This window comes from Achromobacter animicus, from assembly GCF_902859585.1.
Taxonomy (GTDB): Bacteria; Pseudomonadota; Gammaproteobacteria; order Burkholderiales; family Burkholderiaceae_B; genus Achromobacter; species Achromobacter animicus.
Genome location: NZ_CADIJM010000010.1, coordinates 63,017 through 84,799 on the forward strand (window position 1 = coordinate 63,017; position 21,783 = coordinate 84,799).

Consider the following 21,783-nt stretch of genomic DNA (forward strand, 5'->3'; position numbering starts at 1 on the left):
ATTCCTGCCAGTTTTGGTCCCGTCAGGTCAGCCGCCCTGCTTTTTTGTCGGCAAGTCCGTACTATCTGGACCAGCAACTGGTGGCAACGCAACGACCCTGGGTTGAAATCCTGCGGGTATTCCCCCCGACGCGCTCACCTAACCTTCGGCTAAGTGAATCGACAATCTGGGAAAGCTGATAATTCTAACGTGGTTAATTTTTGAGCGCAAGCACTTTGTTGGGATTGCGCACAAAAGACCACGCCCCCTGTCAAGGGGGTCGGTTTGTCGGGCCATCCGCCCCTATTTCTGGCGGTAGTAGCCCTTCTCCCAGGCGTCATGATTTGCCTTGCCGCGACGGATTTCGTCCGTGAACGGCGCGGCCATGAGCACAAGGCGATTTAGCCATTTTACAGGAGCTCGGCAGGGACGCTCGAAATCCACGAAAAGCACGGCTCTGACGCCGCCGGTGTCGTTGTGTACCTCGTGGGGATACAGGTCGTCAAAGACCACCGCCTGTCCTTCGCGCCAGCTATAGCGCTGGCCGCCGACTTCTATCCAGCAGCGTTCGGGCGGGTCGGGGACGACCAGGCCGAGGTGCAGGCGCAGCACGCCGTTGTACGGCCCCGTGTGCAGCGGAATGCGCTTGCCCGGTTCGAGGATGGAGAAGAAGGCAGTGCGCAGGCCCGGGATGTCCTGCAGGGCGCGCGCGGTGGACGGACATCGGGCAAGGTTGCGTTCAGAGCGCAGGCCATAGCCCAGGAAGACGAACGTCTTCCATCGGTCGTCGGAGGTGATCATGCCCACATCCGGGGAGAGTTCGTGGAAGGCCGGAAGCGCCTGGCGGTCGGCCAGCAGGCTCATCAGTTCGGCCCGAATGGCAGGCGCCCGCGCTTCGAGGGTGGCAACCCACGGGAACTGGCTGTTCTGGAATATCGGCTTGTCGCCGACCAGCGAGGCCTGCGCAATGCGCTGACGCAGCCAGTCAATGAAGCGGAAAACAACCCGCGAATAGAGGCTGGGCTTGGCGGCCGGACGCGCATCGATGGGTTGCACGATGGATATACGGATGACAGCCGAAGATTCCTCATTTTTGTCCACGGCGATGCGCTTGTCCACGGTGGCACGCGTGCCGGCACTTGGCAGGCCAATGGACCCAAGTCCGCGGCGGGGATTGGCTCCTTCCACTACGGGGAAGCTGGTTTAGACTGCCGTGGGCGACAGCGGTCGCTCTCGCCCTTGGCTACCCATTCCTATTACGCAAGGAACGACAGGCATGTATGAACAGTTGGCGCTGTATATCGACGGCGAATTCGTCGCCGGCGAGGGCAGGCGCACCCAGGACGTCATCAACCCCGCCACGCTCGAGGTGCTGGGCCAGCTGCCTCACGCCACGCAAGCCGATCTGGACCGCGCCCTTGCCGCTGCCCAGCGCGCCTTCGAATCGTGGAAGAAGTCCTCGCCCATGGACCGCTCGGCGATCCTGCGCAAGGTCGCCACGCTGTCGCGAGAGCGCGCCCAGGAGATCGGCCGCAACATGACGCTGGACCAGGGCAAGCCGCTGGCCGAAGCCGTGGGCGAAGTCACCTCCTGCGCGGAACATGCCGACTGGCACGCTGAGGAATGCCGCCGCATTTACGGACGCGTCATCCAGCCGCGCAATCCGGATGTGCGCCAGATCGTGGTGCGAGAACCCATCGGCGTCTGCGCCGCCTTCACGCCCTGGAACTTCCCGTACAACCAGGCGATCCGCAAGATCGCCGCCGCCATCGGCGCCGGCTGCACGGTCGTGCTCAAGGGTCCCGAGGACTCGCCCAGCGCGGTCATGGCGATTGCGCGCATGTTCCACGATGCGGGTCTGCCCAAGGGCTGCCTGAACATCGTCTGGGGCGAACCCGCCACCATCTCCGATTACCTGATCCGTTCGCCGATCGTGCGCAAGGTGTCGTTCACCGGCTCCGTTCCGGTCGGCAAGCAGCTTGCGGCGCTGGCAGGCGCGCACATGAAACGCGTCACCATGGAACTGGGCGGCCACTCGCCCGTGCTGGTGTTCGACGACGCGGATATCGACCGCGCCGCCGAGATGCTGGCCAAGTTCAAGGTGCGCAACGCGGGCCAGGTCTGCGTATCGCCCACCCGCTTCTACGTGCAGGACGGCGCGTACGAGCAGTTCCTGGCGCGATTCTCTGAGGTCCTCAAGAACATCAAGGTCGGCGACGGCCTGGAAGCCGGCACCGAGATGGGGCCGCTGGCGCATGAGCGCCGCGTGCCCGCCATGAGCGCCTTCATCGACGACGCCAAGAAGCACGGCGCCAAGGTGGTGGTGGGCGGCGGTCCGCTGGACCGCAAGGGCTTCTTCTTTGCGCCGACCGTGGTCACGGAACTGCCCGACAACGCCATGCTGATGACCGAAGAGCCGTTCGGCCCCGTGGCGCCCGTCGTCCGTTTCAAGGACACCGACGAGGTGCTGCGCCGCGCCAACAGCCTTCCCTTCGGCCTGTCCTCGTACGTGTTCACGAATTCGCTGAAGACCGCGACCAAGGTGTCCAACGGCCTGGAAGCCGGCATGGTCAACATCAATCACTTCGGCAGCGCCCTGGCCGAGACGCCCTTCGGCGGCATCAAGGACAGCGGCATCGGCAGCGAAGGCGGCACCGAGACCTTCGAGGGCTATCTGGTCACCAAGTTCATCACGCACGTCTGATCCTGCGGCCATCGCAAAGCAAAGCCCCGCACCTGGCGTGCGGGGCTTTTTTTTGTCTGTCGTGTGGCGCGGACCGGTTAGGAATTCATGACGCTGTCATGCGGCTCAGTGAGCATTGGGCCCGCTTACAAGCAGCTGACCCAGGTAGCTGACCCAATTAGCTGACCCGCGGCTGCCGCTTCGGCATGGCCCACGCCCATGCCCGACCGCCGCCACACTGAACCCAGGACCCCGCCCCCCGATGACGCTTCGCCCTTCCCGCCCCGTCCGCGCCGCAGCCTCCCTGCTGCTCGTTGCCCTGCTCGCCGCTTGCGGCGGCGACAAGGACGATGACACGCCACCGCCCGTCGCCGAGACGCCGCCCCCGGCCGAAACGCCCGCACAGCCGCCCGCCCCCGTGCAGGTCGCGTTCATGCCCGACATCCACTTCCATGATGTCTACGCGGACTTCAAGGACGGCTCGTTCCCCGGCATCCCCAACCCGAAGGCCGGCGACAACGCGACCATCCGCACGATGTACGCGCAGCTCACGTCCACGCGCCTCTTCAACGAAAACTACTTCGCCTTCCTGGCCGCGCTGGACGACGCCGTGAAACGCGGCGTGAAGTACATCGCACTGCCGGGCGACTTCTCGGACGACGGCCAGCCTGTGCACATGCGCGGCCTGGTCAAGATCATGGACGACTATTCAAAGAAGCACGGCATCCAGTTCTTTGCCGCGCCCGGCAACCATGACCCCAACCGCCCTTTCAACCAGCCCGCGGGCAAGGGGGACTACCTTGGCCTGGATCCCGTGACGGGCGCAATCGGCTTCTCGCAGCCGATCTACAGCCGCGGCGCGAACATATGCAACACCGCCTACAGCGGCGACTGGACGCGCATCGGCAACACCTATTGCACCGAGGAAGTGCTGCACATGGGCTACTCGGGCATCACGACCGCGCTCGAGCAGCATGGCTTCATGCCGCAGCCGCAGAACGTGTATTACGAAACCCCGTACAGCACCTACAAGTACGAAGACTACGATTACGCCACGGCGGTCTCGCAAGCCAACTGGATCAACCGTCAGTACGAGATCTGCGCCGAAGGCACCGGCGGTCCGAACAAGCCGCAGAACTACACGCTGTGCAAGATGGTGCCCGACACGTCGTACGTGGTCGAGCCCGTCGAGGGCGTGTGGCTGGTGGGCCTGGATGCCAACGTCTACGTGCCGACCGGTCCGGGCGCCAACGACTTCACCGGCTCGGGTGACCAGGGCTACAACAAGATGCTGACCCACAAGGCGCACGTCATCACGTGGCTGGCCGACGTGGTGGCGCGCGGCAAGGCGCAGGGCAAGCAGGTCATCGCCTTCAGCCACTTCCCGATGTCCGAGTTCTTCAATGGCGCGTCCGACGACATCGAAGCGCTGCTGGGCGCGAACAAAATGCAGATGATCCGCCGTCCCGCGGAGAACACCACGCGCGCGCTGGCCGAGACCGGTTTGAAGGTGCACGTGGGCGGCCACATGCACTTCAACGACATGGCGCTGCGCAACTACGGCGGCGACCACGCGCTCTTCAACATCCAGGCGCCCTCCATGGCCGCCTATGTGCCCGCGTACAAGCTCATGACGCTGCAGAGCGCCGATGAGATCGAAGTGCAGACCATCCGACTGGACAAGGTGCCGCGCTTCGATGAGCTGTTCGACCTGTACCGCGCGGAAAACGCCTACACCGTGCCGCCGCGCTGGGACGTTTCCATCCTGGACGCCAAGGACTACGGCGATTTCACCTATCGCTACATGAGCGAACTGGTGCGCCTGCGCCTGCTGAACGACGACTGGCGCTGCGAGATGCGCGAGCTGGTCAAGAGCCCGCTGACGGGCGCCGACCTGCTGGCGTTGTCGCAACTGCAGACGACGGTCACGCTCAAGGAATTGGCGAACACCGGCAATCAGAACAATCTGACGCCCGCGTTCTTTGCATGCCTGTCTGACGGCGGCGGCAGCGGCGCCAGCAATCCGGCCTATGCCGCGGATGCCACCAACGCGCAATCGCGCGCGCAAGCCTTGGCCCAGGCCAACGGCATGCAGCTGGCGGACTTCGCGCAGTGGACGGCGCTGGAGATGGCCGGGGACTTCGTGCGCCTGGCCAATGCCGGCGACCTCGCGTTTACCGATATCCCGGCGCAGCGCGCCAGTCAGTACAAGCTGCTGGCTCAAGCACTGAACCAGACCAACGCCGCCGTGCAGATGAACGGCAACAACGTCAGCGACGCCAACACGCCCGCAGACCTGTTCAAGGCGCGCTTCAAGCCGCTGATGGCGATCATGCTCAAGCTCGCAAACGGTGCGCCGTCCGAGCACATCCGCCTGGACTTGACGACCAACAGCATCGTCAACCTGTCCAACCAGCCTTCGCCGTTCTAAGCCTGATTCGAAGGTTCCGAAAGGCCGACGGCCCGCTGATCAAGCGGGCCGTTTTTGTTTGGCGGCATTGCCTGGCGCGCAACGGTCCGCGTTCACGCCTACAAGGCGCGCCCGCCCGCGCGCAGGTCCCGCGGCGTCATGCCGAAGCGCTGCTTGAACAGCCGGCTGAAATGCGAAGGATGAGAGAAACCCACCTGATACGCCAGCTCGGCGATGCCGCGATGGCGGTGCCGCGCGTCCAGCAGCAGTTCGCGGCACCGGTCCAGCCGCTGCTCAAAAATGAACGACTCCACCGACAACCCGCCCGCGCGCAGGATGCGGTGCAGATAGGCGACCGAGACCCCACAGCCCTGCGCTACCCGCGCGGGCGACAGATCCGGATCGGCGAGATGCTGGCGGATATAGGCCAGCACACGCGCTCTGTGCGCCACCGTGACGCTGCTGTCCGCCTCCGAGACCTGTCCCTGTCCCGGCTGCACCAGGAAGAGCACGATGAGGTCGATCAGACGCTCGCCCAGCTCGGCGGCCTCGGTCTCGGACCAGCCGTCCATGCCTTTGAACAGGTGATCCATGTAGCCGGCCAGCAGCGCGCCGCGGGGCGACCCGTCGTCGGTGCGCAGCTTGTAGAAGGCGCCGATGCGTGAGTCCCGCTGCGACAGTGCGCTGCGCGGGAACGAGACGCTCAGGCTGCGGTAGCCCGCCGCGCCGTTCGCGGTTGCCTGATACGGCAGGCTCTGGTTCATCAGATACACGCAACCCGGTTCCACCTGGAATTCGCGGCCCGCTTGTCGCACTGCCAGCGGACCGGCCAGCGGCAGGCCAAAGGTGTAGAACTCCTGATCCAGCCGCGACACGTTGCCCGGCGTGCGTTCCAGCCGCTGGCCCTGGTAATGCAGATCGTTGAATTGAAGGCTGGCGCGTCGCGCATAGCGGACATGGCCCGCGAAATGACCGGGTTTGCCGCCATGCACCTCGAACGGCCCGAAAGCATCGGCCAGCGCGGCGCGCCACGCATCGCGCCGGTCAGCGCCGGCGCTGGCCGAAATGGCGAATTCCGTATCTGGCATGGCACGGTCTCCTGGGGGCTGCGCAAATTGATCTTGCGTCTACATATTGTTGACTCACCCTGCTGTGGGGTGGCCGGCGCATTGTGGGCGCGCTTGCCGCAAGTCTATATTCAGCCCGACAAGCACACAACCTGGACAAACCGGGAGGAGACGCATGGACGAGGCAGGGTCGGCAACCGCGCGCCATACGCCGGCGTCGCGCTATCTGCGCTGCGCGGGACGCGAGTTGCACTACACGGACTGGGGCGCTTCTGACGCGCCGCCCATCATCATGTGGCATGGCCTGGCTCGCACCGGCCGAGACTTTGACGAGCTGGCGCAGGCACTGGCCGGCGACTACCGCGTGATCTGTCCCGACGCGATCGGGCGCGGCCTGTCGCAATGGAGCCCCGATCCGGTCGCCGAGTACCGGCTCGACTTCTACGCCACGTTGGCGCGCGCCCTGCTGGACGGCCTGTCGCTGGCGCGCGTGCGCTGGGTGGGAACGTCCATGGGCGGCGCGACCGGCATGCATGCGGCCGCGACCACGTTGCGCGATCGCATTTCGCACCTGGTCGTCAACGACATCGGACCGGAACTGCCGCAGCCTGCCATCGAGCGCATCCTGGCCTATGCCGGCAACCCGCCGGCCTTCGACACGGTGACGGAACTCGAAGCCTGGCTGCGCGCCGCCTACAAACCCTATGGCTGGCAGAGCGACGATCAGTGGCGCCGGATGGCGGAAACGTCGGTGCGCCGGCTGCCCGACGGCCGCGTCACCGCCCATTACGATCCGGCCATCGTCGGGCAGTTCAGCCATCACCCGAACGACTATGACCGGTGGGCCGGCTACGACACGCTGCGCATGCCGACGTTGCTTTTGCGCGGCGCCGATTCGGACCTGCTGCTGCCCGACGTTGCGCACGCCATGACGCAGCGCGGCCCCCGCGCACAGCGCATCGACTTTCCCGATTGCGGGCACGCCCCCGCGCTGAACGTGCCCGCCCAGATCGAACCCATCCGTCAATTTCTCGCCAGGCCGGACGACACGGCCGCGCGCGCCCAATGACACCAGGAGACTTCCATGAAACGCATTCTGCTCGCCGCCATGGCCAGCCTGTGCATGAGTTCCGCGCTGGCGGCAAAGGACTTCGTTGTCGCCCATGTCTATGACAAGACCGGCCCGCTTGAGGCTTACGCCAAGCAGACCCAGAACGGACTGATGCTGGGGCTGGAATACGCCACGCAGGGCACCATGACGGTGGCCGGGCGCAAGATCCGCGTCATCGAGAAAGACAACCAGGGCAAGCCCGACGTGGCCCGCGCGCAGCTCGCGTCCGCCTATGCCGACGACAACGCCGACATCGCCGTCGGTCCGACGTCGTCGGGCGTGGCGCTGGCCATGCTGCCGATCGCGGAGGAATACGAAAAGATCCTTCTGGTGGAGCCGGCGGTGGCCGATTCCATTACCGGCGAGAAGTGGAACAAGTACATCTTCCGCACCGGGCGCAACTCCTCGCAGGACGCCATCGCCAACGCCGTGGCGTTCGACCAGGACGGCACGTCGATCGCCATGCTGGCGCAGGACTATGCGTTTGGCCGCGACGGCGTCAAAGCCTTCAAGGGCGCGCTCAAGAACGCCAAGATCGTGCACGAGGAATACCTGCCGGCCAACGCGACCGACTTCACGGCCGGCGCGCAGCGGCTCTTCGATGCACTGAAGGACAAGCCCGGCCGCAAGATCATCTTTATCCTGTGGGCCGGCGCCGGCAATCCGTTCAAGATCGCCGATCTGGATCCCAAGCGCTACGGCATCGAGATCGCCACGGGAGGCAACACGCTGACCGCCATGACGCCGCTCAAATCCCTGGCGGGCATGGAAGGCGCCACGTATTACTACTACGGCATCCCCAAGAACCTGGTCAATGATTGGCTCGTGGCCGAGCATCAGAAGCGTTTCGGCCAACCGCCTGATTTCTTCACCGCGGGTGGCATGGCGTCGGGCATTGCGATCGTTGCCGCGTTGAACAAGACCGGCGGCGATTCAGATACCGACAAGCTCATCAAGGCGATGGAAGGCATGAGCTTCGATACGCCCAAAGGCAAGATGACCTTCCGGCCCGAGGATCACCAGGCCATGCAGTCGATGTACCACTTCCGGATCAAGAACGATCCCTCGGTGCCATGGGCAGTCCAGGACCTGGTCAAGGAAATCACGCCGGACCAGATGGCCGTGCCTATCCAGAATAAGCGCTGATTCCCGCCGCTCATGCTTGAGACCCATTCGCTCACCGTTCGCTTCGGCGGTCATGTGGCGGTCAATGATGTCAGTTGCGCCTACGCGCCCGGCACCTTGACCGCCATCGTCGGCCCGAACGGCGCCGGCAAGACGACGTACTTCAATCTGATTTCGGGGCAGTTGCGCGCCAGTGCCGGCACCGTGACATTGAACGGACGCGATTTGACCACGCTGTCCGCGCCGGCCCGCATGCACGCGGGGCTAGGCCGCGCATTTCAGCTGACGCAGCTGTTCCCCCGGCTGAGCGTTCACGAAAACGTGCGGCTTGCCCTGCAGTCTCGGCAACAGGGCATGGGCTGGCGCCACATCCGATTCTGGCGCACGTGGCGCGACGATCGCGGTCTCATGGAGCGTGCCGATGCCCTGCTCGCACGCACGCGGCTGACCGCGCGCCGCGACCAACCCGCCGCCGACCTGCCCCACGGCGACCAGCGCAAGCTGGAGATCGCCATGCTTATCGCGTTGGAGCCTTCGGTGTTCATGTTCGACGAACCTACCGCCGGCATGAGTGTGGACGACGTGCCTGTCGTGCTGGACCTCATCCACGAGCTGAAGGCCGACGCGTCCAAGACCATTCTGCTCGTCGAGCACAAGATGGATGTCGTGCGCGAGCTGGCGGACCGCATCGTCGTGCTGCACAACGGCCGGCTGATGGCCGACGGCGATCCGGCCACCGTGATTGCCTCGCCCATCGTGCAGCAGGCCTACCTGGGCATCAGCGCGCAGGAGGCGGCATGACGGCGCAACCGCTTCTGGAATTGAAGGACGTGCACACGCACATCGGCGCGTATCACATCCTGCACGGCGTGAACCTGTCGGTGCCGGCATCGGCGGTCACCATGCTGCTCGGGCGCAATGGCGCGGGCAAGACGACGACGCTGCGCACCATCATGGGATTGTGGCGCGCATCGCAGGGCCAGGTCTGCCTGGACGCCAAGCCGATCGGCGGACCCGGCACGCGCACATCGCCACCCGACATGGCGCGCATGGGCATGGCTTATGTGCCCGAGAACATGGGCATCTTCGGCGACCTGTCCGTCAAGGAGAACATCCTGCTCGCGGCACGCCTTGCCAGAAATGCCGCGCAACTGGACACCGCCCGGCTGGAGTGGATCTTCGGATTCTTTCCGGCGTTGAAGAAGTTCTGGCTGCACCCCGCCGGCAAACTGTCGGGCGGGCAGAAGCAGATGCTGGCGATGGCGCGCGCGATCATCGAGCCGCGGCGCCTGCTGCTGGTCGACGAACCCAGCAAGGGTCTGGCGCCGGCCATCATCCAGAACATGATCGACGCGTTCATCGAACTCAAGCAGTCCAGCACCACCATCCTGCTGGTCGAGCAAAACTTCAACTTTGCCCGCCGCGTTGGCGACTACGCAGCAATTATGGACAACGGCCAGGTCGTGCACGCAGGCGCGATGGCCGACCTGGCCGCGGACGAGGCGCTGCAGACGCGCCTTTTGGGCCTGTCACTGGGAAGCCACCAATGAGCACGCTGGACATCGAAGCGCCGCTGCCGCGCGCACGCGTCGACCTCATGCCTGTGCTGCTGGTGCTGGCGCTGGCGGTCATCGCATTGCCCCTGGTCGGGTCGTTTTCCACCTGGGTCACGCTGACCTTCGCTGGGCTGGCGATGGGCATGATCATCTTCATCGTGGCGTCCGGCATGACGCTCGTCTTCGGCCTGATGGACGTGCTCAATTTCGGCCACGGCCTGTTCATTGCCATCGGCGCCTACATGGCGGCCACCGTGCTGGGTTCCATGGCTGACTGGACGCAGTCCGGCAGCCTGTGGACCAATCTGGTCGCCGTGCTGCCAGCCATGATCGTGGGCATGCTGGTGGCGGGCGCCGTGGGCCTGGCATTTGAGCGCGTGATCGTGCGGCCGGTCTACGGCCAGCATCTGAAGCAGATCCTCATCACGATGGGCGGCATGATCATCGGCGAAGAAATCATCAAGATGATGTGGGGACCGCAAACGATCACGTTGCCGTTGCCCGAATCCCTGCGCGGCGCGTTCCTGCTGGGCGACGCCGCCATCGAGAAGTATCGCGTGGTGGCGCTAGTGGTCGGCCTGATCGTGCTGGGCGGCATGTTGTGGGTGTTGAACCGTACCAAGCTTGGCCTGCTGATCCGCGCCGGCGTCGAAGACCGTGAGATGGTCGAAAGCCTGGGCTACCGGATCCGGCATCTGTTTGTCGGGGTGTTCGTTGCCGGGTCGATGCTGGCCGGATTGGGCGGCGTGTTGTGGGGGATGTACCAGCAATCCATCGTGCCGCAGTTGGGCGCGCAGGTAAACGTGCTGATCTTCATCGTCATCATGATCGGCGGCCTGGGCTCCACGGTGGGCTGCCTGATCGGCGCGCTGCTGGTCGGGCTGATGGCCAACTACACCGGCTTTCTGATGCCGAAGGCCGCCCTCTTCTCGAACATCGCGCTGATGGTCGCCATTCTGCTGTGGCGCCCGCAAGGCGTGTACCCCGTCACGAACCGCTAGGAGCCGCCGACATGTCGTTTCGCCTGCTTTCCGGCGATCCTCCGCGCAGCGCGATCCTGGCGCTGCTGCTCATGGCAATCGTGGCCGCGCTGGCCGCGGCGCCCTTCCTGTTTCCCGGCCCCAAGGCATTGGCCGTCGCGGCGAAGATCCTCGTCTTCATCGTTCTGGTTGCCAGCTACGACCTGCTGCTGGGATACACGGGCATCGTCAGCTTCGCGCACACCATGTTCTTTGGCATCGGCGCGTACGGCGTGGCGATCGCCAGCATACGCATGGAACCCGGCTGGACGGCGGTGTTTGCCGGGACCGCGGCCGGACTGGCCGTGTCGCTCGCCTTCGCCTTGCTGATCGGTCTGGCCAGTCTACGCGTGCGCGCCATCTTCTACGCGATGATCACCTTGGCCGTCGCTGCGGCGTTTCAGACGCTGGTGTCGCAGTTGTCGGAATTGACCGGTGGCGAGGATGGCCTGAACTTCAAGGTTCCGCAGATGTTGCGACCGGCGTTCCGTCCGCTTTCTGAACCCCTGTTTGGCGTCACAGTCGACGGACGGATCATCACTTACTACCTGATCGCGGCGGTCTGCGTGGCGCTCTTCCTGATGTTGCTGCGCATCGTGAATTCGCCGTTCGGCCGCGTGCTGCAGGCGATTCGCGAGAATCCTTTCCGCGCCGAAGCGATCGGCTACCGCACGGTGCTTTACCGCAGCCTGTCGAACCTGCTTGCGGCGGCGTTCGCGACCCTGGCGGGCGCGCTGTATGCGCTTTGGCTGCGCTACAACGGCCCGGACACGACGTTGTCGTTCGAGATCATGCTCAACATCCTGCTGATGGTCGTGATCGGCGGAATGGGCACCATGTACGGCGCAGTGGTCGGTGCGAGCCTGTTCGTGTTCGCGCAGAGCTATCTGCAGGACGGCCTGCATGCCGTGCATGAGGTTGTGGCGGGCATCGCCCCGCTGGCCTTGCTGTTCGAGCCGGACCGCTGGCTGCTCTGGCTTGGAATTCTGTTCGTGCTGTCGGTGTATTACTTTCCGACCGGCGTCGCCGGACGGCTGCGGGAGTTTGCTCGGCGCCCATAGGCAGCGCCGCGGAACAACATCGCGTTCTGCGCGTCTGTCGTCCCGCCTAAGGCCATGGGCTAGCGTCCGCCTTGCCTCAGGGTATCGGCACCACGCCTCAACTCATCGACGCGCCGCTGCATGTCGTCCACGCTGCGCTGCGTCTGACTGCTGGTGCGATTCAGTTGAGAACCCGACGGCGTGGGCATCAAGGGCGGCATGGTCATCTGACCGCCGGGGGTCAGCGGAATCATGGCGGGTGGGTGCGGATCCGCATTCGGCGGCGGGGCGTTCAGCACGCGCTCCAATACCTTCAGCTGGTCTCGCTGGGCCTGCAATGCGCGTTCCTGGTCCAGCAAACCCTGCTCGTCCTCGTCTTCGGTACCGAAGATGGCGGCATGATCTTTGGATCTTCCATCCAATTGAACCCGAGGATCCGGCCCGGCGTTGAGCAGTTGCTTGCCGAGCATCGTCGCATCCATCGGCGGTGGTATGGAACCGGGCGCCGCAGGCGGTGCACCCTCGGTTGCGCTCGCCCCACGTACGCCGGCAGCCGAGCTTGGCGGCATCGGAGCGGGAAACGTGCCGGCAATGGCAGCCTCGCCCGCACCAGGCGCGGCGCTGGCGGCGGACGGCATGGGGCCGTCTCGCTCCTGCGCGAACGCGGCGCCGGCGGCCATTGCCATCGAGCACGCGATGGCGACGGCAAGCCCGGCTGATTTGCGGACGATGACCATGCTTCCCTACAGAATTCCCAAATGCGAGACATAAAAAAACGGCAAGGGTTTTGGCCCTTGCCGTTTTATATCAGAACGGCGAACCGTTCCGAGGTGCAGCTTTCACTTAGATGATACGTGCGGCTTCAACCAGACGCACCACACGCCACGACTTCGAGCGCGAGATGGGACGGCCTTCAGCGATTTCAACCGTATCGCCTTCGTTGTACTGGTTCGATTCATCGTGCGCCTTGTACTTCGCGGAACGCATGATGATCTTGCCAAAGATGGGGTGCTTGACGCGGCGCTCAACCAGAACGACGACAGTCTTGTCCATCTTGTTGCTGACGACCTTGCCAACCAGCGTGCGCTGGCGCTTGGCCACTTGGGTGTTTTGAGTTTCGCTCATCTTTATTTCCCTGCCTTCTCGGTCAGCAAGGTGCGGACGCGAGCGATGTCGCGGCGCACGTTGCGCAGCTGGCTGGTGTTGGCCAGTTGCTGCGTGGCTTTCTGCATGCGCAGACCGAATTGGGCCTTCAGCAGGCTTTCGAGCTCTTTGCCGAGCTCGGCGGCGTCTTTCGAACGGAGTTCGCTAGCTTTCATGTTAGTACTCCTTAAGCACCGATATGACGCGCGACGAACGTGGTCGAAATCGGCAGCTTGGCAGCGGCCAGGCGGAAAGCTTCACGCGCGAGCTCTTCGCTAACCCCTTCCATTTCGTAGAGCACCTTGCCGGGCTGGATTTCAGCAACCCAGTACTCCGGGTTGCCCTTACCGTTACCCATACGGACTTCGGCAGGCTTCTGCGAGATGGGCTTATCCGGGAAAATGCGAATCCAGATACGGCCGCCACGCTTGATGTGACGATTGATGGCGCGACGAGCAGCTTCGATCTGACGGGCGGTCAGACGGCCACGGCCGGTAGCCTTCAGGCCGAACTCGCCGAACGACACGTGGGTGCCACGAGTCGCCAGACCGGTGTTGCGGCCCTTCTGCTCTTTGCGATACTTTCTGCGGGAGGGTTGCAGCATGGTTATTCTCCTTCAGGCGCCGGAGCAGCGTCCGCCTTGCGGGGAGCGCGGCCACGACCACCCGGACGACCGGTGCGAGCACCGTCCGGACGATCACCACGCGGAGCGCGGCGCGGACGACGTTCTTCTTCACGCGGGGCTGCGGTTTCCGGCGGCAATTCGCCGTTGGCCAGCATGTCGCCCTTGTAGACCCAGACCTTGATGCCGATCACGCCGTACGTGGTGTGGGCTTCGGAGGTGCCGTAGTCGATGTTGGCCTTGAGGGTGTGCAGCGGCACACGGCCTTCGCGATACCACTCGGTGCGAGCAATTTCGATACCGTTCAGACGGCCCGAGCTCATGATCTTGATGCCTTGGGCACCCAGACGCATGGCGTTCTGCATCGCGCGCTTCATGGCGCGGCGGAACATGATGCGCTTCTCGAGCTGTTGCGAGATCGAGTCGGCGATCAGTTGAGCATCGGTTTCCGGCTTGCGGATTTCTTCGATGTTGACGTGCACGGGCACGCCCATCAGACGCTGCAGATCAGCCTTCAGGCTTTCGATGTCTTCGCCGCGCTTGCCGATCACCACGCCCGGACGAGCCGAGTAGACGGTGATGCGGGCATTCTTGGCGGGACGCTCGATGATCACGCGACCAACGGAGGCGCTCTTGAGCTTCTTCTTCAGGTACTCGCGAACGCGAATGTCTTCGGCAAGCATCGAGCCGAAGGCCTTGTCGTCGGCGAACCAACGCGAGGACCAATTACGGGTGACCGCGAGACGGAACCCAGTGGGGTGAATTTTCTGACCCATCGTGACTCCTTAAGCTCCGACCTTGACCGTGATGTGGCAGGTCTGCTTCTCGATACGGTTGCCGCGGCCCTTGGCGCGAGCGGAGAAGCGCTTCATCGACTGAGCCTTGTCCACGAAGATCGTGGTGACTTTCAGTTCGTCGATGTCGGCGCCGTCGTTGTGCTCGGCGTTGGCGATGGCGGACTCGACAGCCTTCTTCAGGATGACGGCAGCCTTCTTCGGCGAGAAGGTGAGGATTTCCAGCGCACGGCCGACCTTCTGGCCACGGATCAGGTCCGCAACCAAACGGGTCTTCTGAGCGGAGATGTGAACCCCACGGATAATGGCAGTAGTTTCCATCGCTTACCTCTTCGCCTTCTTGTCCGCGGCGTGACCCTTGAACGTACGGGTCAGCGCGAACTCGCCCAGCTTGTGACCGACCATGTTCTCGTTGATATAAACGGGAACATGCTGCTTGCCGTTGTGCACAGCGATCGTCAGACCGATGAACTCGGGCAGGATCGTGGAACGACGCGACCAGGTCTTGATCGGCTTCTTGTCTTTGCCCGCGACGGCCGTGTCCACCTTTTTGATCAGGTGAGCATCGACAAACGGGCCTTTCTTGATCGAACGTGACATAGTGTTCGCCTCTTACTTGCGCTTGCGCCGTTGGACGATCATATTGTTCGTCCGCTTGTTGCGACGGGTCTTGTAACCCTTCGACGGAGTGCCCCACGGGCTGACCGGCTCGCGTGCTTCACCGGTACGGCCTTCGCCGCCACCGTGCGGGTGATCCACCGGGTTCATGGCAACGCCACGAACGGTCGGGCGGACACCGCGCCAACGCATTGCACCGGCCTTGCCGATTTGGCGCAGGCTGTGTTCTTCGTTACCGACTTCACCGATGGTGGCGCGGCATTCGATGTGCACACGGCGGACTTCACCCGAGCGCAGACGCACCTGAGCGTAGATGCCTTCGCGAGCCAGCAGGACGGCGGAAGCGCCAGCCGAGCGGACCATCTGGGCACCCTTGCCGGGGAGCATTTCGACGCAGTGGATCGTCGTACCGACCGGGATGTTGCGGATCGGCAGCGTGTTGCCAGCGCGGATCGGAGCATCGGTGCCCGACAGCACGGTCGCACCGACTTCCAGGCCACGGGGAGCGATGATGTAACGACGTTCGCCGTCGGCGTAGCACAGCAGAGCGATGTGCGCCGTACGGTTGGGGTCATATTCCAGACGCTCGACCTTTGCCGGGATGCCGTCCTTATCGCGACGGAAGTCGACGATACGGTAGTGCTGCTTGTGACCACCGCCACGATGACGGATCGTGATGTGACCGTTGTTGTTACGGCCAGAACCACGGGTCTTCTTTTCGAGCAGCGGCGCGTAGGGCTCACCCTTGTGCAGGTTCGGGCTGACAACCTTCACCATGCCACGGCGGCCAGCCGAAGTCGGCTTAACTTTTACGAGGGCCATTTACTTCACCTCCGCAAAGTCGATTTCCTGGCCGTCCTTGAGCGAGACGTAAGCCTTGCGCTCATTACGGCGACGGCCAACGAATCGGCCAAAGCGCTTGACTTTGCCCTTACGGTTGAGGACCTGCACGGACTCGACCTGCACCTTGAAGAGCAGTTCGACGGCAGCCTTGATTTCCGGCTTGGTAGCGTCAGCCACGACACGGAAAGCGACTTGCTGATTCTTCTCAGCGACGAACGTGGCCTTTTCGGTCACGATCGGAGCCAGAATGACTTGCATCAAGCGTTCAGCGTTCATCCCAGCATCTCCTCGAGTTGAGCGATGGCCGGCTTGGTGATCAGCACTTTCTTGTAGTGGACCAGCGACAACGGATCGGCATAACGGGGCTCGACAACGGCAACGTGCGGCAGGTTGCGGGTGGCGAGGTAAACATTTTCATCGACGCTGTCGGTGATGATCAGGACCGAGTCCAGGCCCAGGCTCTTCAGCTTTGCAGCGGCAGCCTTGGTCTTGGGCGATTCCAGATCAAACGATTCAACGACGGCGATGCGGTCTTCGCGAGCGAGCTGCGACAGGATCGAACGGATCCCGGCGCGGTACATCTTCTTGTTGACCTTCTGGCTGAAGTTCTCTTCGGGCGAGTTCGGGAAAGTCCGACCACCGCCACGCCACAGCGGCGACGAAGTCATACCAGCGCGAGCGCGGCCGGTACCCTTTTGACGCCAGGGCTTCTTGGTGGAGTGCTTGACTTCCGTACGGTCCTTCTGAGCACGATTGCCGGAACGCGCGTTGGCTTGGAAAGCCACGACGATCTGGTGAATCAGCGCTTCGTTGAAGTCACGGCCGAAGATCGTGTCCGGCGCGCTGAACGTAGCAGCGGCCTGACCTTGGTCGTTCAGGAGCTTGAGATCCATTTACTTACGCTCCCTTCTTGGCCGGGGCCTTGATGGCCGGGCGCACAACGATGTCGGCGCCAGCGTGGCCGGGGACAGCGCCCTTGACCAGCAGCAGGCCGCGCTCAACGTCAACGCGAACGACGTCGAGGTTTTGAACGGTGCGGGTGACGTCACCCAGGTGACCGGCCATGCGCTTACCCGGGAAAATGCGGCCCGGATCTTGTGCTTGACCAATCGAGCCCGGAACGCGGTGCGAACGGGAGTTACCGTGCGACGCGCGCTGCGAACCGAAGTTGTGACGCTTGATGGTACCGGCGAAGCCTTTACCAATGGTCGTGCCCGTGACGTCGACCTGTTGGCCGGCTTCGAACACGGATTCCACGGCGATCACGGAACCGGCCGCAAATTCAGCGGCGCGAGCGGGATCAAGGCGGAATTCTTTGAGGATGCTACCGGCTTCAGCGCCGGCCTTGGCGTAGTGGCCCGTTTGCGGCTGAGCCACACGCGAGGCACGACGAGTGCCATAAGCCACCTGGATGGCGGCGTAGCCGTCGGTTTCCAGCGACTTAACTTGGGTCACGCGGTTGTTGGACACGTCCAGCACGGTCACCGGGATGGATTCACCTTCCTCGGTAAAAATGCGGGTCATGCCGACCTTGCGACCCACCAGCCCCAGCCGGTGAGCGGCGGGCGTGGGTGTCGAATTCGACATCGTTTTCTCCATTCCCGACTGCGATTGGTCGGGGCTAATCAGGCAAAAGGTAACGGCCTTTGCCCTACGACTATGTTCAACCTGGACTAGGTGCAGCGCCCTCAAACAGCAAGGCGGCCTGGGCTTTGTCCATAGTTAGACTTGCCACAAAATGACAAGCTTCGCATATTAGCATGTTTTTTCTAAGCGGCACAAGCACTTAGCGGATTCAGGCCGTGCCTCGGTGGGCATTTTTGCCACGGTTTGCGCGGCCTGGCGGGCATGCTGCCTTCCAGCGTCGTTTGAGCAGGTAGTGAGCACATGCTTACATGCTCATTCGGGCCGGAACGCCAAAACAAAATGGCCGCAATCCCGAGGGAGTGCGGCCATTTTTTTACGAACCTGCCGGCGAAGGTAGCAGGCCCGGAGCGTCTTACTGCAGCGCGATTTCGACGTCGACGCCGGCCGGCAGGTCCAGACGCATCAGGGCGTCAACGGTCTTGTCGGTGGGATCAACGATGTCCATCAGGCGCTGATGGGTACGGATTTCGAACTGGTCACGCGACGTCTTGTTGACGTGCGGCGAACGCAGAACGTCGTAGCGACGGATACGCGTGGGCAGCGGCACCGGACCGCGGACGACAGCGCCCGTGCGCTTGGCGGTGTCGACGATTTCGGCGGCCGATTGATCGATCAGCTTGTAATCGAAGGCTTTCAAGCGGATGCGGATCTTTTGGTTTTTCATGGCGTTTCCTAAAGAACGAGACGCGAGGGCGGGATCACGCCCTCGCTGGTTGGGTGCTGCTTAATAGATCCGAATTACTTCAGGATCTTGGCGACGACGCCGGCGCCGACGGTACGACCGCCTTCACGGATGGCGAAACGCAGACCTTCTTCCATGGCGATCGGGGCCAGCAGCTTGACGGTCATCGTCACGTTGTCGCCCGGCAGAACCATTTCCTTGTCGGCCGGCAGGTCGATCGTGCCGGTCACGTCCGTCGTGCGGAAGTAGAACTGGGGACGATAGCCGTTGAAGAACGGGGTGTGGCGGCCGCCTTCTTCCTTGGACAGGATGTACACCTCGGACGTGAAGTCCGTGTGCGGGGTGATCGAGCCCGGCTTGGCCAGAACTTGGCCGCGCTGGACGTCTTCACGCTTGGTGCCGCGCAGCAGGATGCCCACGTTGTCGCCGGCTTGACCTTGGTCCAGCAGCTTGCGGAACATTTCCACGCCCGTGCAGGTCGTCTTGACCGTCGGAACGATACCGACGATTTCGATTTCTTCGCCGACCTTGATGATGCCGCGTTCGATACGGCCGGTCACCACGGTGCCGCGACCCGAGATCGAGAACACGTCTTCAACGGGCATCAGGAACGCGCCGTCGATGGCACGCTCAGGCGTCGGGATGTACGAATCCAGCGCAGCAGCCAGCGACAGGATGGCCTGTTCGCCCAGTTCGCCCTTGTCGCCTTCCAGCGCCAGCTTGGCCGAACCCTTGACGATCGGGGTGTCGTCGCCCGGGAAGTCGTACTTGGACAGCAGTTCGCGAACTTCCATTTCCACCAGCTCGAGCAGCTCGGCGTCGTCAACCATGTCAGCCTTGTTCAGGAAGACGATGATGTACGGCACGCCAACCTGGCGGCTCAGCAGGATGTGTTCACGCGTTTGCGGCATGGGGCCGTCAGCGGCCGACACGACCAGGATCGCGCCGTCCATCTGGGCGGCACCCGTGATCATGTTCTTGACGTAGTCAGCGTGGCCCGGGCAGTCAACGTGCGCGTAGTGACGCGTTTCCGTTTCGTACTCGACGTGAGCCGTGTTGATCGTGATGCCGCGGGCCTTTTCTTCAGGAGCTGCATCGATCTGGTCGTAGCCCTTGGCTTCGCCGCCGAACTTGGTCGACAGAACGGTCGTGATCGCCGCCGTCAACGTCGTTTTGCCGTGGTCAACGTGACCAATCGTACCCACGTTCACGTGCGGCTTGGTACGTTCAAACTTGCCTTTTGCCATGATCTCTATCCTTTGACTTTCAAGGAAACTTGATTTCTGCCGGGGCCGTCCGGATGGACGGACCCGGCAAGGGTTATTTACTTGGCCCGAGCGGCGATGACTTCGTCAGCGACGTTCTTGGGAGCCTCGGAGTAATGCTTGAATTCCATCGTGTACGTAGCACGGCCTTGCGTCAGCGAACGCAGGTTCGTGGCGTAACCGAACATCTCGGCCAGGGGCACTTCAGCCTTGATGGTCTTGCCACCGCCAACCATGTCGTCCATGCCTTGGACCATGCCGCGACGCGAGGACAGATCGCCCATCACGGTGCCAGCGTAGTCTTCCGGCGTTTCGACTTCGACGGCCATCATCGGTTCCAGCAGCACGGGGCTAGCCTTGCGCATGCCTTCCTTGAATGCCATCGAACCGGCCATCTTGAACGCGTTTTCGTTCGAGTCGACGTCGTGGTACGAACCGAAGAACAGCGTGACCTTGACGTCCACGACCGGGTAGCCGGCCAGGATGCCCGAAGGCAGCGTTTCCTGGATGCCCTTGTCCACCGCGGGGATGTATTCGCGAGGAACCACACCGCCCTTGATGGCGTCCACGAATTCGTAGCCGCCGCCAGGAGCCAGGGGCTCGACCTTCAGGACAACGTGACCGTACTGACCACGACCGCCCGACTGCTTGACGAACTTGCCTTCGACTTCTTCGCAGACCTTGCGGATGGTTTCGCGGTAAGCCACTTGCGGCTTGCCGACGTTGGCTTCCACGCCGAATTCGCGCTTCATGCGGTCGACCAGAATTTCCAGGTGGAGCTCGCCCATGCCGGAAATGATGGTTTGGCCGGATTCTTCGTCGCTGCGCACGCGGAACGACGGATCTTCCTGAGCCAGACGCGACAGCGCCAGACCCATCTTTTCCTGGTCAGCCTTCGACTTGGGTTCGACGGCCTGCGAAATCACGGGCTCCGGGAAAATCATGCGTTCGAGCAGGATGTGGGAGTCGATGTCGCACAGCGTTTCGCCGGTGGTCACGTCCTTCAGGCCGACCACGGCGGCGATGTCGCCTGCCAACACTTCCTTGATTTCTTCGCGGTTGTTCGCGTGCATCTGCAGAATGCGGCCGATACGTTCCTTCTTGCCCTTGATGGGGTTGTAGACCGTATCGCCCGACTTCAGGACGCCCGAGTACACACGCACGAAGGTCAATTGACCCACGAACGGATCGCTCATCAGCTTGAATGCCAGGGCCGAGAACTTCTCGGTGTCGTCGGCATTGCGCTTGATCGCGTTGCCGTCGTCGTCCTGACCGTCGACCGGGGGGATGTCCACGGGCGAAGGCAGGTAGTCGATGACCGCGTCCAGCATGCGCTGCACGCCCTTGTTCTTGAAAGCGGTGCCGCACAGCATCGGCTGGATTTCGCCAGCGATGGTGCGTTGACGGATGGCCAGGTTGATTTCGGCTTCTTCCAAGGAACCCGTTTCCAGGTACTTGTTCATCAGCTCTTCCGACGACTCAGCGGCGGCTTCAACCAGCTTTTCACGCCATTCGTTCGCCAGACCTTCCAGCTCGGCCGGAACGTCCTTGTAGTCGAACTTGGTGCCTTGGCTGGCTTCGTCCCAAATGATCGCCTTCATCTTGACCAGGTCGACCACGCCTTGGAACGTGTCTTCGGCGCCGATGGGAATGACGATCGGCACGGGATTGGCGCGCAGGCGGTTCTTCAGCTGGTCATAGACCTTGAAGAAGTTGGCGCCGGTGCGGTCCATCTTGTTGACGAAGGCCAGACGCGGCACGCCGTACTTGTTGGCTTGACGCCACACGGTTTCGGACTGGGGCTGAACACCGCCCACCGCGCAGTAGACCATGCAAGCACCGTCCAGGACGCGCATGGAACGTTCCACCTCGATGGTGAAGTCCACGTGTCCCGGGGTGTCGATGATGTTGATGCGGTGCTCGGGGTAGTTGCCGGCCATGCCACGCCAAAACGCCGTCGTAGCAGCCGACGTAATGGTGATGCCACGCTCTTGCTCTTGCTCCATCCAGTCCATGGTGGCTGCGCCATCATGCACTTCGCCAATCTTGTGATTGACACCGGTGTAGAACAGGATACGTTCGGTCGTGGTGGTCTTCCCTGCATCGATGTGCGCAGAGATACCAATGTTGCGATAGCGCTCGATCGGGGTTTTGCGGGCCATGGTGGATTAGTCCTTAA

24 protein-coding genes are annotated in these 21,783 nt (G+C 63.0%); 8 read left to right on the forward strand and 16 right to left on the reverse strand.

The features are described 5' to 3' along the window. Positions 1-282 precede the first annotated feature (282 nt). Positions 283-1,035, reverse strand: a complete 753-nt coding sequence (locus HV681_RS20625) for an aspartyl/asparaginyl beta-hydroxylase domain-containing protein (protein ID WP_175124859.1) — start codon at positions 1,033-1,035, stop codon at positions 283-285. A gap of 220 nt (positions 1,036-1,255) precedes the next feature. Between HV681_RS20625 and HV681_RS20630 the strand changes: the two genes are divergently transcribed. Then, positions 1,256-2,683, forward strand: coding sequence for an NAD-dependent succinate-semialdehyde dehydrogenase (locus HV681_RS20630; protein ID WP_175124782.1), 1,428 nt, complete (start codon positions 1,256-1,258; stop codon positions 2,681-2,683). A gap of 241 nt (positions 2,684-2,924) precedes the next feature. Continuing rightward, positions 2,925-5,093, forward strand: a complete 2,169-nt coding sequence (locus HV681_RS20635) for a metallophosphoesterase (protein ID WP_175124783.1) — start codon at positions 2,925-2,927, stop codon at positions 5,091-5,093. 98 nt (positions 5,094-5,191) lie between these two features. Here HV681_RS20635 and HV681_RS20640 read toward each other — a convergent pair whose 3' ends face one another. After that, positions 5,192-6,160, reverse strand: coding sequence for an AraC-like ligand-binding domain-containing protein (locus HV681_RS20640; protein WP_175124784.1), 969 nt, complete (start codon positions 6,158-6,160; stop codon positions 5,192-5,194). A 154-nt stretch (positions 6,161-6,314) separates the two neighbouring features. On the opposite strand from HV681_RS20640, the gene HV681_RS20645 reads away from it, so the two are divergent. From HV681_RS20645 to HV681_RS20670, 6 genes are read left to right on the forward strand one after another with little or no spacing between them, the layout of a single operon-like run. Continuing rightward, the gene (locus tag HV681_RS20645; RefSeq protein WP_175124785.1) at positions 6,315-7,208 is read left to right on the forward strand and encodes an alpha/beta fold hydrolase; all 894 of its coding nucleotides are present in this window, start codon (positions 6,315-6,317) and stop codon (positions 7,206-7,208) included. 15 nt (positions 7,209-7,223) lie between these two features. Continuing rightward, positions 7,224-8,396: a substrate-binding domain-containing protein gene (locus HV681_RS20650; RefSeq protein WP_175124786.1), complete on the forward strand. Its 1,173-nt coding sequence runs from the start codon at positions 7,224-7,226 to the stop codon at positions 8,394-8,396. Positions 8,397-8,408: 12 nt separating this feature from the next. Next, positions 8,409-9,176, forward strand: a complete 768-nt coding sequence (locus HV681_RS20655; RefSeq protein ID WP_175124787.1) for an ABC transporter ATP-binding protein — start codon at positions 8,409-8,411, stop codon at positions 9,174-9,176. Beyond that, the gene (locus HV681_RS20660; protein ID WP_175124788.1) at positions 9,173-9,925 is read left to right on the forward strand and encodes an ABC transporter ATP-binding protein; all 753 of its coding nucleotides are present in this window, start codon (positions 9,173-9,175) and stop codon (positions 9,923-9,925) included. The genes HV681_RS20655 and HV681_RS20660 overlap by 4 nt, the downstream gene beginning before the upstream one ends. Then, on the forward strand, positions 9,922-10,932 hold the full coding sequence (locus HV681_RS20665; protein ID WP_175124789.1) for a branched-chain amino acid ABC transporter permease: 1,011 nt from the start codon (positions 9,922-9,924) through the stop codon (positions 10,930-10,932). The genes HV681_RS20660 and HV681_RS20665 overlap by 4 nt, the downstream gene beginning before the upstream one ends. Before the next feature lie 11 nt (positions 10,933-10,943). Beyond that, positions 10,944-12,011, forward strand: a complete 1,068-nt coding sequence (locus HV681_RS20670; RefSeq protein ID WP_175124790.1) for a branched-chain amino acid ABC transporter permease — start codon at positions 10,944-10,946, stop codon at positions 12,009-12,011. A 59-nt stretch (positions 12,012-12,070) separates the two neighbouring features. Here the strand turns inward: HV681_RS20670 and HV681_RS20675 are convergent, their stop codons facing one another. From HV681_RS20675 to fusA, 14 genes are all read right to left on the reverse strand, one after another. Then, entirely contained in the window at positions 12,071-12,727 is a 657-nt protein-coding gene (locus HV681_RS20675) for a hypothetical protein (protein ID WP_254595028.1), read from the reverse strand. 106 nt (positions 12,728-12,833) lie between these two features. After that, positions 12,834-13,115, reverse strand: coding sequence for a 30S ribosomal protein S17 (gene rpsQ, locus HV681_RS20680; protein WP_006216549.1), 282 nt, complete (start codon positions 13,113-13,115; stop codon positions 12,834-12,836). A 2-nt stretch (positions 13,116-13,117) separates the two neighbouring features. Next, entirely contained in the window at positions 13,118-13,309 is a 192-nt protein-coding gene (gene rpmC / locus HV681_RS20685) for a 50S ribosomal protein L29 (protein ID WP_003806912.1), read from the reverse strand. A gap of 11 nt (positions 13,310-13,320) precedes the next feature. Beyond that, positions 13,321-13,737, reverse strand: coding sequence for a 50S ribosomal protein L16 (gene rplP, locus HV681_RS20690; RefSeq protein WP_006389610.1), 417 nt, complete (start codon positions 13,735-13,737; stop codon positions 13,321-13,323). 2 nt (positions 13,738-13,739) lie between these two features. Further along, a complete protein-coding gene (gene rpsC, locus HV681_RS20695; RefSeq protein WP_008168950.1) occupies positions 13,740-14,531 on the reverse strand; it encodes a 30S ribosomal protein S3 in 792 nt (263 codons plus the stop codon). A 9-nt stretch (positions 14,532-14,540) separates the two neighbouring features. Continuing rightward, the gene (rplV, locus tag HV681_RS20700; protein ID WP_006227021.1) at positions 14,541-14,870 is read right to left on the reverse strand and encodes a 50S ribosomal protein L22; all 330 of its coding nucleotides are present in this window, start codon (positions 14,868-14,870) and stop codon (positions 14,541-14,543) included. A gap of 3 nt (positions 14,871-14,873) precedes the next feature. Beyond that, positions 14,874-15,149: a 30S ribosomal protein S19 gene (gene rpsS / locus HV681_RS20705; protein WP_006216555.1), complete on the reverse strand. Its 276-nt coding sequence runs from the start codon at positions 15,147-15,149 to the stop codon at positions 14,874-14,876. Between the two features lie 12 nt (positions 15,150-15,161). Continuing rightward, positions 15,162-15,989: a 50S ribosomal protein L2 gene (gene rplB / locus HV681_RS20710; protein WP_056327037.1), complete on the reverse strand. Its 828-nt coding sequence runs from the start codon at positions 15,987-15,989 to the stop codon at positions 15,162-15,164. Continuing rightward, the gene (gene rplW, locus HV681_RS20715; RefSeq protein WP_006216557.1) at positions 15,990-16,286 is read right to left on the reverse strand and encodes a 50S ribosomal protein L23; all 297 of its coding nucleotides are present in this window, start codon (positions 16,284-16,286) and stop codon (positions 15,990-15,992) included. Next, positions 16,283-16,903 (reverse strand): 50S ribosomal protein L4, encoded by a 621-nt coding sequence (gene rplD, locus HV681_RS20720; protein ID WP_008168948.1) that lies wholly within the window; start codon positions 16,901-16,903, stop codon positions 16,283-16,285. The genes rplW and rplD overlap by 4 nt, the downstream gene beginning before the upstream one ends. A gap of 4 nt (positions 16,904-16,907) precedes the next feature. Further along, positions 16,908-17,597 carry a 50S ribosomal protein L3 gene (rplC, locus tag HV681_RS20725; RefSeq protein WP_008168945.1) on the reverse strand — a complete coding sequence of 230 codons (690 nt, stop codon included), beginning with the start codon at positions 17,595-17,597 and terminating at the stop codon, positions 16,908-16,910. Positions 17,598-18,009: 412 nt separating this feature from the next. Continuing rightward, positions 18,010-18,321, reverse strand: a complete 312-nt coding sequence (gene rpsJ / locus HV681_RS20730; protein ID WP_003806903.1) for a 30S ribosomal protein S10 — start codon at positions 18,319-18,321, stop codon at positions 18,010-18,012. 74 nt (positions 18,322-18,395) lie between these two features. Further along, entirely contained in the window at positions 18,396-19,586 is a 1,191-nt protein-coding gene (tuf, locus tag HV681_RS20735; protein WP_063953628.1) for an elongation factor Tu, read from the reverse strand. 77 nt (positions 19,587-19,663) lie between these two features. After that, positions 19,664-21,766, reverse strand: a complete 2,103-nt coding sequence (fusA, locus tag HV681_RS20740) for an elongation factor G (RefSeq protein ID WP_175124791.1) — start codon at positions 21,764-21,766, stop codon at positions 19,664-19,666. Positions 21,767-21,783 lie beyond the last annotated feature (17 nt).

Excerpts from the sequence above, each read along its gene's own strand:
- rpmC (WP_003806912.1), bottom strand. The coding sequence starts at position 13,309 with ATGAAAGCTAGCGAACTCCGTTCGAAAGACGCCGCCGAGCTCGGCAAA.
- tuf (WP_063953628.1), bottom strand. The coding sequence starts at position 19,586 with ATGGCAAAAGGCAAGTTTGAACGTACCAAGCCGCACGTGAACGTGGGT.
- rplV (WP_006227021.1), bottom strand. The coding sequence starts at position 14,870 with ATGGAAACTACTGCCATTATCCGTGGGGTTCACATCTCCGCTCAGAAG.
- HV681_RS20635 (WP_175124783.1), top strand. The coding sequence starts at position 2,925 with ATGACGCTTCGCCCTTCCCGCCCCGTCCGCGCCGCAGCCTCCCTGCTG.
- rplB (WP_056327037.1), bottom strand. The coding sequence starts at position 15,989 with ATGGCCCTCGTAAAAGTTAAGCCGACTTCGGCTGGCCGCCGTGGCATG.
- rplP (WP_006389610.1), bottom strand. The coding sequence starts at position 13,737 with ATGCTGCAACCCTCCCGCAGAAAGTATCGCAAAGAGCAGAAGGGCCGC.
- rpsS (WP_006216555.1), bottom strand. The coding sequence starts at position 15,149 with ATGTCACGTTCGATCAAGAAAGGCCCGTTTGTCGATGCTCACCTGATC.
- HV681_RS20665 (WP_175124789.1), top strand. The coding sequence starts at position 9,922 with ATGAGCACGCTGGACATCGAAGCGCCGCTGCCGCGCGCACGCGTCGAC.
- rplW (WP_006216557.1), bottom strand. The coding sequence starts at position 16,286 with ATGAACGCTGAACGCTTGATGCAAGTCATTCTGGCTCCGATCGTGACC.
- HV681_RS20630 (WP_175124782.1), top strand. The coding sequence starts at position 1,256 with ATGTATGAACAGTTGGCGCTGTATATCGACGGCGAATTCGTCGCCGGC.
- rplD (WP_008168948.1), bottom strand. The coding sequence starts at position 16,903 with ATGGATCTCAAGCTCCTGAACGACCAAGGTCAGGCCGCTGCTACGTTC.
- HV681_RS20640 (WP_175124784.1), bottom strand. The coding sequence starts at position 6,160 with ATGCCAGATACGGAATTCGCCATTTCGGCCAGCGCCGGCGCTGACCGG.
- fusA (WP_175124791.1), bottom strand. The coding sequence starts at position 21,766 with ATGGCCCGCAAAACCCCGATCGAGCGCTATCGCAACATTGGTATCTCT.
- HV681_RS20660 (WP_175124788.1), top strand. The coding sequence starts at position 9,173 with ATGACGGCGCAACCGCTTCTGGAATTGAAGGACGTGCACACGCACATC.
- HV681_RS20675 (WP_254595028.1), bottom strand. The coding sequence starts at position 12,727 with ATGGTCATCGTCCGCAAATCAGCCGGGCTTGCCGTCGCCATCGCGTGC.
- HV681_RS20655 (WP_175124787.1), top strand. The coding sequence starts at position 8,409 with ATGCTTGAGACCCATTCGCTCACCGTTCGCTTCGGCGGTCATGTGGCG.
- rplC (WP_008168945.1), bottom strand. The coding sequence starts at position 17,597 with ATGTCGAATTCGACACCCACGCCCGCCGCTCACCGGCTGGGGCTGGTG.
- HV681_RS20645 (WP_175124785.1), top strand. The coding sequence starts at position 6,315 with ATGGACGAGGCAGGGTCGGCAACCGCGCGCCATACGCCGGCGTCGCGC.
- HV681_RS20670 (WP_175124790.1), top strand. The coding sequence starts at position 10,944 with ATGTCGTTTCGCCTGCTTTCCGGCGATCCTCCGCGCAGCGCGATCCTG.
- rpsQ (WP_006216549.1), bottom strand. The coding sequence starts at position 13,115 with ATGAGCGAAACTCAAAACACCCAAGTGGCCAAGCGCCAGCGCACGCTG.
- rpsJ (WP_003806903.1), bottom strand. The coding sequence starts at position 18,321 with ATGAAAAACCAAAAGATCCGCATCCGCTTGAAAGCCTTCGATTACAAG.
- HV681_RS20650 (WP_175124786.1), top strand. The coding sequence starts at position 7,224 with ATGAAACGCATTCTGCTCGCCGCCATGGCCAGCCTGTGCATGAGTTCC.
- rpsC (WP_008168950.1), bottom strand. The coding sequence starts at position 14,531 with ATGGGTCAGAAAATTCACCCCACTGGGTTCCGTCTCGCGGTCACCCGT.